14 protein-coding genes and 1 pseudogene are annotated in these 12,778 nt (G+C 70.6%); 3 read left to right on the forward strand and 12 right to left on the reverse strand.

Annotated features, from left to right (window positions below):
* The 6 genes from FV230_RS16395 to FV230_RS16420 all read right to left on the reverse strand — a co-directional run.
* A partial coding sequence (locus FV230_RS16395) for a phytoene/squalene synthase family protein (protein WP_187275523.1) occupies window positions 1-684 on the reverse strand: 684 nt, incomplete at its 3' end.
* On the reverse strand, window positions 681-1,058 hold the full coding sequence (locus FV230_RS16400; protein ID WP_147727774.1) for an MTH938/NDUFAF3 family protein: 378 nt from the start codon (window positions 1,056-1,058) through the stop codon (window positions 681-683). The genes FV230_RS16400 and FV230_RS16395, both read right to left, overlap by 4 nt.
* A gap of 27 nt (window positions 1,059-1,085) precedes the next feature.
* Window positions 1,086-2,027 carry a protein translocase subunit SecF gene (gene secF, locus FV230_RS16405; RefSeq protein ID WP_147727775.1) on the reverse strand — a complete coding sequence of 314 codons (942 nt, stop codon included), beginning with the start codon at window positions 2,025-2,027 and terminating at the stop codon, window positions 1,086-1,088.
* A gap of 49 nt (window positions 2,028-2,076) precedes the next feature.
* Window positions 2,077-3,684 carry a protein translocase subunit SecD gene (gene secD / locus FV230_RS16410; protein ID WP_147843161.1) on the reverse strand — a complete coding sequence of 536 codons (1,608 nt, stop codon included), beginning with the start codon at window positions 3,682-3,684 and terminating at the stop codon, window positions 2,077-2,079.
* A gap of 164 nt (window positions 3,685-3,848) precedes the next feature.
* On the reverse strand, window positions 3,849-4,184 hold the full coding sequence (yajC, locus tag FV230_RS16415) for a preprotein translocase subunit YajC (RefSeq protein ID WP_147727777.1): 336 nt from the start codon (window positions 4,182-4,184) through the stop codon (window positions 3,849-3,851).
* A 123-nt stretch (window positions 4,185-4,307) separates the two neighbouring features.
* Window positions 4,308-4,706, reverse strand: coding sequence for an MAPEG family protein (locus FV230_RS16420; RefSeq protein ID WP_147843162.1), 399 nt, complete (start codon window positions 4,704-4,706; stop codon window positions 4,308-4,310).
* 142 nt (window positions 4,707-4,848) lie between these two features.
* Between FV230_RS16420 and FV230_RS16425 the strand changes: the two genes are divergently transcribed.
* The 3 genes from FV230_RS16425 to FV230_RS16435 all read left to right on the forward strand — a co-directional run bounded on the left by FV230_RS16425 (window position 4,849) and on the right by FV230_RS16435 (window position 6,666).
* The gene (locus FV230_RS16425) at window positions 4,849-5,724 is read left to right on the forward strand and encodes an ATP-binding protein (RefSeq protein ID WP_147843163.1); all 876 of its coding nucleotides are present in this window, start codon (window positions 4,849-4,851) and stop codon (window positions 5,722-5,724) included.
* A gap of 157 nt (window positions 5,725-5,881) precedes the next feature.
* The gene (locus tag FV230_RS16430) at window positions 5,882-6,262 is read left to right on the forward strand and encodes a YidB family protein (protein ID WP_147727780.1); all 381 of its coding nucleotides are present in this window, start codon (window positions 5,882-5,884) and stop codon (window positions 6,260-6,262) included.
* A gap of 50 nt (window positions 6,263-6,312) precedes the next feature.
* Window positions 6,313-6,666 carry a YidB family protein gene (locus FV230_RS16435; protein WP_147843164.1) on the forward strand — a complete coding sequence of 118 codons (354 nt, stop codon included), beginning with the start codon at window positions 6,313-6,315 and terminating at the stop codon, window positions 6,664-6,666.
* 67 nt (window positions 6,667-6,733) lie between these two features.
* Here FV230_RS16435 and FV230_RS16440 read toward each other — a convergent pair whose 3' ends face one another.
* From FV230_RS16440 to FV230_RS29745, 6 genes and pseudogenes are all read right to left on the reverse strand, one after another.
* Window positions 6,734-8,158, reverse strand: coding sequence for a LysM peptidoglycan-binding domain-containing M23 family metallopeptidase (locus FV230_RS16440; protein ID WP_243987420.1), 1,425 nt, complete (start codon window positions 8,156-8,158; stop codon window positions 6,734-6,736).
* Between the two features lie 191 nt (window positions 8,159-8,349).
* Window positions 8,350-9,030, reverse strand: a complete 681-nt coding sequence (locus FV230_RS16445) for a protein-L-isoaspartate O-methyltransferase (protein WP_147843166.1) — start codon at window positions 9,028-9,030, stop codon at window positions 8,350-8,352.
* Window positions 9,027-9,719 carry an alpha/beta fold hydrolase gene (locus FV230_RS16450; protein WP_147843167.1) on the reverse strand — a complete coding sequence of 231 codons (693 nt, stop codon included), beginning with the start codon at window positions 9,717-9,719 and terminating at the stop codon, window positions 9,027-9,029. Before FV230_RS16450 ends, FV230_RS16445 begins: the two co-directional genes overlap by 4 nt.
* A gap of 120 nt (window positions 9,720-9,839) precedes the next feature.
* A complete protein-coding gene (surE, locus tag FV230_RS16455) occupies window positions 9,840-10,604 on the reverse strand; it encodes a 5'/3'-nucleotidase SurE (protein ID WP_147728726.1) in 765 nt (254 codons plus the stop codon).
* The gene (gene serS, locus FV230_RS16460) at window positions 10,604-12,097 is read right to left on the reverse strand and encodes a serine--tRNA ligase (RefSeq protein WP_147843168.1); all 1,494 of its coding nucleotides are present in this window, start codon (window positions 12,095-12,097) and stop codon (window positions 10,604-10,606) included. The genes surE and serS overlap by 1 nt, the downstream gene beginning before the upstream one ends.
* Window positions 12,098-12,395: 298 nt before the next feature.
* Window positions 12,396-12,778: pseudogene (locus tag FV230_RS29745) on the reverse strand (hypothetical protein); the annotation flags it as partial.

Here is a 12,778-nt window from a genome sequence, read left to right on the forward strand (position 1 = left end):
GCGCAGGTCCGCGCAGGCCCCGCGCAGGCCCGGACCGCCGCGGCCGGTGACGATGTCCTCGCGGGTGACGCCGTGGCTGCGGAACACGTCGGCCGGCAGGTAGACTTGGCCCGCCCGCGCGTGCCACGGCATCGCCCGCAGCAGGCCGGTGATGCCGTAGGCGACGCCGGCATGACCGGCGGCGGCCGCCCCGCCCGGCTCGGTGCCGTCGCACAGGATCAGGCTCGCCAGCCGGAACAGGGCCGAGGCGGTCTCGCCGCAATAGCCTTCCAGGTCGTTCAGCCGGGGCATCGGGTCGTCGTAGAGGTCGAAGACGCGGGCGTCGATCAGATCGACGAAGGGCTGGCGCCCGAGGCGGCGCGCGACGATCACGTCGAGGAGCGCGGCGGCGACGGGATTGGCCTTCACGTCGCCGCGGGCCTCGCCCTGGAGCGCGTCGCGCCACCATTGCAGGCGGATCTCGCCGGCCATCGGGTTCGAGGCGGCCTCGCGCACCCGCGCGACCGTCAGGCTGAAGGCGTAAAGCGCGAACAGGTGCGGGCGGAAGGCCTGCGGCGCGAACAGCGTGGCGAAGTAGCGGTCGGGGTCGCCCGCGCGGACGAGGTCCTCGCAGTGGCGGAAGGCGAAGGCGAGGCCGCCTTTACCCTCTGCTTGGCTGTCCACCTGCCCCGGCTCTGCGCTCACGCGACCGCGATCAGGGCCGCCGCCACCTTGCGGTTCTCCGCCACCAGGATGTTGTACGTGCGCGCCGCCGCGCCCGTCTGCATCACGTCGAGACCGATCCGGTTGTCCTTGAGCCATGCCCGAAGATCGGGTGGCAGCGGCACGATGTCGAGGCCCGTGCCGACGAGCAGCAGCTCGATCTCCGCCGATTCCGCCTGGACCGGGCGCAACGCGGTGCGGTCGATCGCCCTCCCCTCGGTCGTGGCCCAGGCGCGGATGCCCGACGGCAGCGCCAGGATCGAGCCGCGGTGCGACATCTCGCCGAAGCGGAAGCCGCCGTTGCCGTAGGCGTCGATCAGGTGGCGCCCGGGCAGGAAGCCGTCGAGCTCGGCCATGCGCTGTGCGTCCCCCGTCTCTCGGCCCTACTCCGCGGCCTGCGGCAGCCGCCCGCGGGCGGCCTGGGCCTTGGTGCCCGAGAGCATCAGCCCGAGATAGATCAGCGCCGGCGTCGAGACGAAGATCGCCGAGTAGGTGCAGATCACCACGCCGCAGAGCATCACCACCGCGAACCCGCGGATTGCCTCGCCGCCGAACAGCACCAGCGCCAGCAGCGACAGGAAGGCCGAGATCGAGGTCATCACGGTGCGCGACATCGTCGAGTTGATCGAGAGGTTGAGCAGCTCGTCGGTGGGAATCGTCTTGTAGCGGCGCATCAGCTCGCGGGTCCGGTCGAACACCACCACGGTCTCGTTCAGCGAGTAGCCGACGATGGTGAGGATCGCCGCGATCGAGGTCATGTTGAACTCGATCCGGGTGACGATGAACACGCCCATGGTCAGCACGATGTCGTGGAGCGTGCCGACGATGGCGCCGAGCGCCAGCTCGCGCTCGAAGCGGAACCACAGGTAGAGCAGCACCGCGACGACCGAGAGCACGACGCCGAGCGTGCCCGACTGCACCAGCTCGCCCGAGACGCGGGGGCCGACGGTCTCGGTGCGGCGGAACTCGTAATCCTTGTCGAAGGCGCCGTGCGCCTTGTTCATCACCGCCGTCTGGCCCTGCTCGCCGGGCTGAAGCGGCAGGCGCACCAGCACGGTGCCCTGGTTGCCGAGCTCCTGCACCTCGGGCTCGCCGAAGCCGAAGCCGGCGGCCGTGTGGCGGATCTCGCCGACGTCGGCGGTGCCCGACTTCGCCTGCAGCTCGACCAGCGTGCCGCCCTTGAAGTCGATGCCGTAGTTCAGGCCGACGGTGAGGAACAGCACCACGGTCACGACCGACAGGATCGCCGAGAGCGGGAAGCTCAGGCGGCGGAAGCGCATGAAGTCGAAGTGCGACTCGTCGGGCCAGAGGCGAAGCAGGCGCATTCTTTTGGGACCTTGCGATCGGGAAGCGGCCTCCCGAAACGGGCGACGTTCAGAACGGAAGGGCTTTGGGCCGGAAGGACTTGTACCACACGGCGATCATCATCCGCGTCAGCGTCACCGCGGTGATGACGGTGGTGAGGATGCCGAGGATGAACACGACCGCGAAACCCTTCACCGGGCCGGAGCCGAGGAAGAACAGGATCAGCGCGGCGATCGCCATGGTCGAGTTCGAGTCGATGATGGTGGCGAAGGCCCGGTCGAAGCCCGCCTGCAGCGCCGAGACCAGAGAGCGCCCGGCGCGGTGCTCCTCGCGCATGCGCTCGTAGATCAGCACGTTGGAATCCACCGCCGTGCCGATGGTGAGCACGATGCCGGCGATGCCGGGCAGCGTCATGGTGGCTTCCAGCACCGACATCAGGCCGAGGATGAGCCCGACGTGGACGATGAGGGCGATGTTCGCGATGAAGCCGAAGGTGCCGTAGGTCAGGAACATGAAGCCGACGACGAGGAGCCCGGCGACGCCGGTGGCGATCTTGCCGGCGCGGATCGAGTCGCTGCCCAGCCCCGGCCCGACGACGCGGCGCTCGACCACGGTGAACTTCGCCGGCAGCGCGCCGGCCCGCAGCAGGATCGACAGGTCGTTGGCCTGCTGCACTGAGAAGTTCCCGGTGATCTGACCGGAGCCGCCGGTGATCGCGGTGCGGATCACCGGGGCAGAGACCACCTCGTTGTCGAGCACGATCGCCATGCGGCGGCCGACGTTCTCCGAGGTCGCCTGGCCGAAGCGCTGGGCGCCCTTGAGGTTGAACTTGAAGCTCACCATCGGCTCGTGGGTCTGCTGGTCGAAGGCCGGCTGCGCGTCGGTCAGGTCGCCGCCGTCGGCCATCACCCGGCGCTCCACCGCCACCTTGGCGCCGCGCTCGTCGCGCGAGGGCAGCATGTCAACGTCGCCGGCCGGGTTGTCGGAGATCATCCGGAACTCGAGCTTGGCGGTCTTGCCCAGGAGCGCCTCGAGGCGCTCCGGGTCCTGCAGGCCGGGGACCTGGATCAGGATGCGGTCGGCGCCCTGCTGCTGGATCGACGGCTCCAGCGTCCCGGTCGAGTCGAGGCGGCGGCGGATGACCTCGATACCCTGCGTCACGGCGCGCCGCGTGCGCTCGTTGATGCCGGCATCGGTGAGCGCGAGGCGGATCAGGCCGTCGGGCTGCTCGGTGATGTCGAGCGTCCGCCCGCCGGTCTGGCCGACGAGCGGGTTCGAGATCGGCTGCGCCAGCTCCTGCAGCTTGGGCATCACCTTGGCGCGGGCGGCCGCGTCCGCGATGCGGACCTGGACGCCGCGTTGGAGGATGCCGATGCCGCCGTCGGCCCGCACGCTCTCGCGCTGGAGCACGCCGCGGACCTCGTCGCGCAGGGCCTTGGCCTGGGAGGCGACGAGCTCGGTCTGGTCGACCTCCAGCAGCAGCTGCGAGCCGCCCTGCAGGTCGAGTCCGAGCACGATCGCGCGGGTCGGCACGATCCAGGCGGGGAACCAGCCCGGCAGCGCGGCCATGAAGCCCTTGCGCTGCTCGGGCGAGAAGAAGCTCGGCACCGCGAGGCTGAGGCCGATCAGGATCGCGACGAGCGTCACGACGATTTTGGTACGGGAAAAGCGCAGCATCCGCCGACTCTGTTTTCTGCAGTCCTGCCGAGGGCTTGCCCCGGCATCCTGATCCGGCGGGTCCGGAGCCGTTCCCGATCGCGTCGCGATGGGAGCCGGTTCCGGGCACTTGCCGTCCCACGCGCTCTCGGGCCGAACCGGCCCCGACTTCGGCGGAGAGCGCCCTAGGCGGCCTTGACCGGCCCACCCTTGACGCGGACCTCGGAGATCATGGTGCGCACCACCTTGACCCGGACGTTCGGCGCGATCTCCACCTCGATCTCGGTGGCGTCGTCCAGCACCTTCACCACCCGGCCGACGAGGCCGCCGTTGGTGACGATCGTGTCGTCGCGGCGGACGTTCTTGACCAGGGCCTGATGCTCCTTGACCCGCTTCTGCTGGGGCCGCAGGATCAGGAAGTACATGATCACGAAGATGAGGACGAAGGGAACCACCTGCAAGGCGATCTCGGCTCCGCCGGCAGCAGTGCCGGCCCCTTGCGCGAAGGCGGGGGTGATCAAGCGCGTCTCCTCATGTGACGTCGGGCCCGTGCGCGCCTATCGGAAGCGTCGCCGGGCCTGTCTGAAAGCGCGCGGACTATAGCCAGGGGCGTTCCGAAAGCAACGCCGGGCGGCGCGCGCCCCTCATATCGCCCGGACGAGGAGCAGCACCGCCGCCACCGTCATGACGAGCAGCGTGACGAGGATGCCGCCGCCGCGGCAGGCGAACTGGCGCGGCGAGTTGACCGGCGCGAACATGCCGACCGGATGCAGCAGGCGCGCGATCAGGAGCAGCCAGAGCAGCGTCAGCACGATCCAGTGCCGGGTCCCGCCCGCTTCGAGCAGGGCGATCAGGCCGAGCGTCAGCGGCACGTATTCCGAGAAGTTGCCGTGCGAGCGGATGCGACGCTGCAATCCGTCCCGGCCGCCATCCCCGACGAGGACGTTGCCGCTGACCCGGGCCCCCACCACCCAGCCGGACAGGCCGATGTAGATCAAGGCGAACAGGGCGGCGAAGAGGGCGGTGGTGGCGGGGAAGATCAAGGCGGGTCTCCGGCGTTGCGATGCGCCGACCAACGCGAGCGGGCTCCGGACGTTGCAGGCCGTGTCGCAGCTCGTGTTGCGAGTCGTGCCGAGCGCGCGTAGGCCCGTGCGGTCCTCGAAGAGCCATCCGAACCGATCCGCCATGACGCAAGCGACCACCCTCGAGACCCTGATGCCGCTGCTGGAGCGCATCGCCACGGCGCTGGAGCGGGCCGCCCCGCCCGCGCGACCGGTGACGGACATCACCTCCGCCGACGCCTTCCTGTGGGGGCCCGAGCGCCGGCTGATCCCGGTGAGCACCGTCAACCGCGTCGAGATGGGCCTGCTCACCGGCATCGACCGGGCGCGCGACACCCTGGCCGAGAATACTGAGCGCTTCGCGCGCGGGCTGCCGGCCAACAACGCGCTGCTCTGGGGCGCGCGCGGCATGGGCAAGTCGTCGCTCGTGAAGGCGGTGCATGCCGAGATCAACGCGCGCCGCGCGGCCGGCGCCCTGCCGATGAAGCTCGTGGAGATCCACCGCGAGGACATCGAGGCGCTGCCCGACCTGATGGCGACGCTCCGCTCCGACCCGCATCGCTGGGTGGTGTTCTGCGACGACCTCTCGTTCGATGGCGACGACACTTCGTACAAGTCGCTGAAGACGGCGCTCGACGGCGGCATTGAGGGACGGCCGGGCAACGTGCTGTTCTACGCCACCTCGAACCGCCGGCACCTGCTCGCCCGCGAGATGGTGGAGAACGAGCGCTCCACCGCGATCAACCCCGGCGAGGCGGTGGAGGAGAAGGTCTCGCTCTCGGACCGGTTCGGCCTGTGGCTCGGGTTCCACAAGTGCAGCCAGGACGAGTACCTGGCGATGATCCGCGCCTATGCCGAGCGCCACGCCCTTCCGGTCGAGCCCGACGCGCTCCGGGCCGAGGCGCTGGAATGGGCGACCACCCGCGGCTCGCGTTCCGGCCGCACCGCCTTCCAGTTCATCCAGGATCTGGCCGGGCGGCTCGGCCGGACCCTCGACTGATCGAAATCCCGTCGGCCGATCGGTTGCGGGCGCGTTGTCGACGCCGCAGGCGCATTTCTCGACGCCGCAGGCGCTTGCCTTGCGTCCGCTACGCCCGAGCTTGCACCTCGAGCGATCCGCCTCCCGGCGGACGAGCAGGCGGGACGGGGCTGACATCATGGGACTCTTCGACGCGATCCGATCCGCGCTCGCCCGCGCGGAAGCCCGCATCGACGCGATCGGCGGCGACGGCCTGCCGATGTCCTTCGCCAAGATCTATCCCGGCGGCCTGCCGGCCTTCCTTGATGCCCTGCGCGCGGCGGGCCACGGCTCGGCCGTCGCCTCGTGGCTCGGATCCGAGGCGAACGTCGCCCTCCCCGCGGGCGCCTACGCCGCCCTGCTCTCGCCCGAGGCGCTGACGCGCTTCGCCGCCGACCTCGGCATCCCGGAAGCGCGCGTGCCGACGGCGCTCGCCGAGTTCCTGCCCGGGGCGGTCGACCGCCAGAGCCGGGACGGGACGCTCGCGCCGCAGCGGCAATTCTCGACGCAGGTGGCCTGACGCCGGCTGGCGGCTAGAGTGATGCGCGGATCACGGCGAGGAACCCAGCGATGAGCCTGTTCGATACCCTCAAGTCGGCGCTCGGCGGCAGCCTGGGCCAGGCCGCCGTCGAGGCCCTTCCCGGCATCGTCGAGCGGGTGCTGCCGGGCGGGCTTCAGGGGCTGCTGAACCAGCTCCGGAATTCGGGCTACGCCGCGCAGGTGAATTCCTGGCTTGGCCGCGGCCCGAACGCGCCGATCACCACCGAGGACCTGCGCAAGGTCCTGGACAACGAGCAGGTCCGGCAGATCGCCGACAAGCTCGGGATCCCGACCGACCAGGTCCTCGCGGTCCTGGCGAAGGTGCTGCCCGCGGCGGTCGACCAGCACAGCCCCGACGGGACGCTGCGCACGCCCGGCACCTGACGACGCGCCGAAACGCGAAAGGGCGGCCCTCGCGGACCGCCCTCGATCGTGGGTCTCGGGAAATCGCTCAGTTGCTGGCGAGCTGCGACATCGGGTCGATCGGCGCGCCGCTCTTGCGGATCTCGAAGTGCAGCTGGGGCGAGGTGACGTTGCCCGACGCGCCCGACTTGGCGATCGTCTGGCCGCGCTTCACCTTCTCGCCGGGCTTCACGTCGAGCTCGCCGTTATGGGCGTAGGCCGACACGTACCCGTTCGAGTGCCGCACCAGCACGAGCTTGCCGTAGCCCTTCACGTCCGAGCCGGCATAGGCGACGGTGCCGTCCTCGGCGGCCTTCACCGCGGTGCCCTCGGGCACCGCGATGTTGATGCCTTCGTTGCCCGAGGAGCCGTAGCCGGAGATCACCCGGCCCTTGGCGGGCCAGCGGAAGGTCTGGTCCGGCGCGGCCGGGGCGCTGGGGGCCGCGGCGGCGACCGAGCCGGTGCTGGCGGGCTCGACCTTCGCCACGGCGGCGGTCTTGACCGGCTCCGGCTTGGCGGCGGCGACCTTCTCGGCCGCGACCTTCTCCGAGGCCGCCTTCTCCGAAGCGGCCTTGGCGGCCTTCGCCTCGGCGACCTTCTTCGCCGCGTCCTTGGCGGCGTCGGCCTTGGCGGCGTCGACCTTGGCCTGCTTGGCCTCCGCCTCAACCTTGCGCGTCGCCTCGGCCTTGGTGTCGGGCTTCGTATCGGCCTTGGCGACCTGGCCGGGGCGCACGTGATGCTTCTTGGCGTCGGCCTCCTTGGCGGCGACGTCCTTGCGGGCCTTCTCCTCGGCGCGCTTGTCGGCGAGCTTCCTGGCCTCGGCCTCCTTCTGGGCCTCCTTGGCGGCTTCCTTGGCCGCCTCCTTGGCCGCCTCCTTGCGCTTGGCCTCCGCCTTCGTGTCGTCCTGGCGCTTGGCCTCGGCGGCCTTGATCCGCTCCGAGGGGGCGGCGGGAACGGCCCGCGCCGTCATCGGGGCGGCTGCCGGGTTCATGCCCGAGGCGCTGTAGACCGGGATGATCAGCTGGCGGCCGGGCGTCACCTGGCCGGCGCTGGTCAGGCCGTTGGCCGACAGGATCGCCGAGGCCGGCACGCCGAAGCGGGTCGACATCTGGTTGAGGCTGTCGTTCGGGGCGACGGTGATGGTGGTGCCCCCTTGCGCGTTCCAGCCGGGCGTGCCGGTGGAGGCGACGCGGGTGGTCTGCGCCATCGGCTGGGTCGGCACGCGGGCCGCCACCGGGCCGGGCCGGGGCGAGATCGCCGTCGGCGCGCCGAGCGCCTCGGACTGGATCCGGCCGGTGCGGATCGGCGGCGCCGACGGCATGTCCGGCAGGCTGCCCGTCGCCGCCGGCTCGCTCGCCATGTTCGACGCGAACGGGTTGGTGAAGGGGCTGTCGAGACGCGATGCGTCCGACGAGCAGGCGGCGGCACCGCTGCCGATAACTCCGATGAGAGCGAAGCGCGACAGCGTCTTCATCCTCCGACCAGTCCCGCGAACCCGCATCGACGCACCCGTTTGCCTGACGCAACTTGATGAGCCCATGAAAGCCGGATTCAGGTTAAACAACCGTTCCCGTTCACCACGTTCACGGCCGCGCGAGCACCATTTCGCTCTCGGGATCGCTGCTTAGGAATGCTTACCGCAGGCGGAGCGGCGAGCACGATTGGTTAAAGCGCGGCGGCTCGTCCGGGCACCAGCGGCGCGAGGCGCAGGCGCGGTCCCGGCTCGACGACGAGGCCCTGCCCGCCATGCGTGGCCGCCATCAGCCCGCCCTCCGATCCGGCGACGAAGCGGCCGCCGGGCTTCAGCGCCGCGGCCCAGGATGCGGGCGGCTCCGCGACCGCACCGTGGACCAGGATGCGGTCGTAGCCGCCCCCCGCGGTGTCGGCGAGGCCGTTTCCCTGGAGCACGCGGGCGCGCCCTGCGAGGTTCGCGCTCGCCTGCCCGGCCAGCGTCGCGTAGCGCTCCAGGCTCGTCACCGCGCCGGCGCCGAGTTGCAGCAGCAGCGCCGTGACGTAGCCGGACCCGGTGCCGATCTCGAGGATCCGCATTCCGGGCTCGACCTTCAGCAGCGTCAGCATCGTCGCCACCGTGCTCGGTGCGGTCATCGCCGCGCCGCAGGGCAGCGGCAGGGAAAGGTCGCGCCGGGCGAGGTGGCGATACGCGGCGGGGGCGAACGCGGCGCGCGGCACCTGCTCCATCGCCCGCAGCACCGCCGTGTCGCGGGTGCCGCGCCCGCGCAGGGCCAGCACGAAGGCGGCGTTCTCGATCGCCCCGCCGAGGCCGGCATGGCCGCTCAAGCTCGCGCCGGCCTGGTCGTCGATCGCGTCCTCGTCGCTTCCGGTCATGGCGGCAGGTCGCCGATCCAGGCGAGGATGTGCGCCGCCAGCGCGTCCGGCGCCTCGAGCGGCAGCATGTGGCCGGCATCCGCGACCACCGCCATCGTCGCGCCGGGGATGCCGTCGCGCAGCTCCTCCGATTCCGCGATGCTGCGCAGGCGGTCCCGGCCCGCCGCGATCACCAGCGTCGGGCAGCCGAGCGCACCGAGCCGATCCGCATCGCCGACCCGCTCGAGCCGGGATTGGCGCAGGAAGGCCTCGCGCCCGAGGCGCTGCCCCATCGCCCGGATGCGCTCGATCAGGGCCGCGTCCCCGGCCCGGTCCGGATGCACCGAGGCGGCCGCCGCCGCCCGGCTCAGGCCGCCGAAGTGGCCGGCCTCGACGCCCTCGATGGCGAGGCGCTTGGCGACCGCCTGCTTGCGCGAGTCGGATCGCGACGAGGTCGCGATCAGCACCAGCCCGCGCACCCGCTCCGGCGCGAGCCGCGCCGCCTCGCGGGCGACGTAGCCGCCCATCGAGAACCCGACGAGCACGAAGCGCGCCGGCGCCTCGGCGAGCAGCCGCTGCGCCATCGCCAGGATCGTGTCGTCGTGGGCGAGGCTCGCATGGTGGATCGGGCCTGCGGGCGCCAGCGCCTCGGCCATGTCGTCCCACAGGCTGGCATCGGCCATGTATCCGGGGATCAGGACGAGGCTCATCGGGCGAGTCTCCGGTTCGGGATGCGGTCGCCCCCGAGAGGATGTCCGCTTTCGGCCCCGTCGTTGCGGAGCGCCGCAGGCGAGCCCGGAATTCAGAACCGCCGCGGCTGCGGGATCCGCCTACTCCGCGAAGGCCTGGGCGAAGCGCGTCAGCGTCGGCTCGTCGGTGAGGTCGAGGCGCAGCGGCGTCACCGAGATGCGCTTCTCGGCGATCGCCTTCAGGTCGGAGCCGTTGCCCGGCTCGAACCGGGCCTTGGCGAAGGCGAGCCAGAAATACGGATTGCCGCGCCCGTCGGTGCGCGCGTCGATGGCGAGCAGCGCCTGGTTGCGCTGCCCCTGCGCCGCCACGGCGATGCCGGCGACCTCCTCCGGCTCGCAATCGGGGAAGTTGACGTTGATCACGATGCCCGGCTCGATGCCGGTCTCGAGGATCTTCTTCACCACGATCGGCCCGTGATGGGCGGCGCATTGCCATTTCAGGTTGCCGCGGCCGCCGATCCCGTAGGCCTGCGACATCGCGATCGAGCGCACGTTGAGGATCGTGCCCTCCATCGCGGCGGCGATGGTGCCGGAATAGGTCACGTCCTCGGCGACGTTCTGGCCGCGGTTGACCCCCGACAGCACGAGGTCCGGGCCGTGGTCGGCCAGGATGTGGCGCACGCCGAGGATGACGCAATCGGAGGGCGTGCCCTTCACCGCGAAGCGCTTCTCCGCGATGTGGCGCAGGCGCAGGGGGTCGTTCAGCGACAGCGAGTGCGAGACGCCGGATTGGTCGGTCTCGGGCGCCACCACCCAGACGTCGTCGGAGAGCGTCCGGGCGATGCCCTCCAGCGTCTCCAGGCCCGGCGCGTGGATGCCGTCGTCGTTGGTGACGAGAATGCGCATTACGGACGTGGTCCTTCGATCCGGTTGAGGCCGCCCATGTAGGGCGCGAGCACGGACGGGATCGTGACGCTGCCGTCCGGGTTCTGGTAGTTCTCCATCACCGCGATCAGTGCACGGCCGACCGCGACGCCCGAGCCGTTCAGGGTATGCACGAAGGCGGGCTTGCCGTCCTTACGGTACCGGGCATTCATCCGTCGCGCCTGAAAATCGCCGCAGACCGAGCAGGACGAGATCTCGCGGAAGGTCTTCTGGCCCGGCATCCAAACCTCGATGTCGCAGGTCTTCTGGCTGGCGAAGCCCATGTCGCCGGTGCACAGGGTCATCGTGCGGAACGGCAGGTCGAGCTTCTTCAAGACCGTCTCGGCGCAGGCCAGCATGCGCTCGTGCTCGTCCGCCGACTTCTCCGGCGCGGTGATCGAGACCAGCTCGACCTTGTTGAACTGGTGCTGCCGCAGCATCCCGCGGGTGTCGCGCCCGGCCGCCCCGGCCTCCGCACGGAAGCAGGGGGTCAGGGCCGTAAAGCGGAGCGGCAGCTCGTCCTCGGCGAGGATGGATTCGCGGACGAGGTTGGTGAGCGGGACTTCGGCTGTGGGGATGAGCCAACGCTGCGCAGCAGCTTCTGCAAGCGGTTTCATCCGATCAAAATATTGCCGCTGCAGTTCTGAAAATTCAGAGGAAGCTTCGATCGAGACGGATTTTTGCGTGACGGATGCTTTTGATGCCTCGGTATACAAAATCGACCGATAATTTATAGAAGCATCCAGAAATTCTGGATCTGAATTGAATACCTTCATCATAAAATCAGCGGCAGTACCAAGCGGGGTAGCTGTAGAAAATTGGTCATCGGCAAACTTCGGCAACTGCGCCGTGCCGAACATTGCCTCGTTGCGCACCAGGATCGGCGGCGCGACCTCGAGATAGCCGTGCTCCTGCGTGTGAAGATCGAGCATGAACTGCCCGAGCGCCCGCTCCAGCCGGGCGATCTGGCCCTTGAGCACGACGAAGCGCGAGCCGGAGATCTTGGTCGCGGTCTCGAAATCCATCAGGCCCAAGGTCTCGCCGAGCTCGAAATGCTGGCGGCCCTCGGTGAGCTTTTCACGCGCGGACGCGAAGCGCCGGTATTCGACGTTGCCGTGCTCGTCGGCGCCCTCGGGCACGTCGGCCTTGGGCCGGTTCGGGATCGCGGCGAGCCGGTCGTCGAGGGCCTTGGCGGCCTCGGACTGCGCCGTCTCCAGAGCAGGTGCGGCCTCCTTGAGGCCGGCGACCTCGTCCATCAGCGCGGCGGCGCGGGCTTCGTCCTTCGCCTTCTTGGCGGCGCCGATTTCCTTGGCCCGCGCGTTGCGGCGCTCCTGGTTCTCCTGCGCCGCCGACACGGCCGCCTTGCGGGCGTCGTCCAGCGCGATCAGCTCGCCCGAAAGTGGGCTGAGGCCGCGACGGGAAAGGTCGCGGTCGAAGGCTTCCGGGTTGTCCCGGATGGCGCGGATGTCGTGCATGGGCTGGCTCGGGTCGTGCGGACGGGCACGCTTTGCAGCATCGGTCCGCGCGCGACAAGGCTGCGGCGGGCGATGGCGGGCACGCGCGTCCGCCGTGGACACCGCCCGGCCCGCTTCCGGTCAGGGCATCGAGATGATGCGTCTCGTGACGCCCTCCGCCGAAATCTTTCCCGTCAGCCCGGGGCGCCGAAGGCGAGCCTCGAATCAAGAACCGCAGGTCGGAATTCGGCTTGGCACCCTCGGCGGCTCTGGATCCCGGACCCTGTCGGCGGGAGCCGGCGCTTCGCAACCCCGGCGGTCAGGCCGCCAGACGCCGGCGCTCCGGGGCGTCCTGGGCATCCGACGCGGCTTCGGTCTCCGCGGCGAGGCGCACCCGCTCCTGCTCCTCGCGAAAACTCGCCAGGATCGCTTCGGGCAGCGCGTCGAGGATGGCGCCGACCGGGTCGGTGCGCGGCTCCCGCTCGGGGACGATGTCGGCCTCGGGCGACGCCACGTCCGTAAAGCGCCGGTCGCCGATGCGGTCGCGAGGGTCGAGCGCGATGCGGTCCAAAGCCGTCGGCTCGGGAATGTCGTCGGCCGCGAGCCTGAGCGTGGCCGCCTCCTGCGCCGCGCGCCATTCCGCGGCAGCCTCGTCGGCCTCGCGGCGGGCGGCCTCGCGCGCCAGGGCCTCCTCGGCGATGG

Origin of the sequence: Methylobacterium sp. WL6 (assembly GCF_008040095.1) — a bacterium.
GTDB lineage: Bacteria > Pseudomonadota > Alphaproteobacteria > Rhizobiales > Beijerinckiaceae > Methylobacterium.

What these genes read in the sequence shown, in the direction of transcription:
- FV230_RS16400 (WP_147727774.1), bottom strand. Translation starts at nt 1,058, where the DNA reads ATGGCCGAGCTCGACGGCTTCCTGCCCGGGCGCCACCTGATCGACGCC.
- secD (WP_147843161.1), bottom strand. Translation starts at nt 3,684, where the DNA reads ATGCTGCGCTTTTCCCGTACCAAAATCGTCGTGACGCTCGTCGCGATC.
- FV230_RS16445 (WP_147843166.1), bottom strand. Translation starts at nt 9,030, where the DNA reads ATGACCGGAAGCGACGAGGACGCGATCGACGACCAGGCCGGCGCGAGC.
- serS (WP_147843168.1), bottom strand. Translation starts at nt 12,097, where the DNA reads ATGCACGACATCCGCGCCATCCGGGACAACCCGGAAGCCTTCGACCGC.
- FV230_RS16425 (WP_147843163.1), top strand. Translation starts at nt 4,849, where the DNA reads ATGACGCAAGCGACCACCCTCGAGACCCTGATGCCGCTGCTGGAGCGC.
- surE (WP_147728726.1), bottom strand. Translation starts at nt 10,604, where the DNA reads ATGCGCATTCTCGTCACCAACGACGACGGCATCCACGCGCCGGGCCTG.
- FV230_RS16435 (WP_147843164.1), top strand. Translation starts at nt 6,313, where the DNA reads ATGAGCCTGTTCGATACCCTCAAGTCGGCGCTCGGCGGCAGCCTGGGC.
- FV230_RS16430 (WP_147727780.1), top strand. Translation starts at nt 5,882, where the DNA reads ATGGGACTCTTCGACGCGATCCGATCCGCGCTCGCCCGCGCGGAAGCC.
- secF (WP_147727775.1), bottom strand. Translation starts at nt 2,027, where the DNA reads ATGCGCCTGCTTCGCCTCTGGCCCGACGAGTCGCACTTCGACTTCATG.
- FV230_RS16440 (WP_243987420.1), bottom strand. Translation starts at nt 8,158, where the DNA reads ATGAAGACGCTGTCGCGCTTCGCTCTCATCGGAGTTATCGGCAGCGGT.
- FV230_RS16450 (WP_147843167.1), bottom strand. Translation starts at nt 9,719, where the DNA reads ATGAGCCTCGTCCTGATCCCCGGATACATGGCCGATGCCAGCCTGTGG.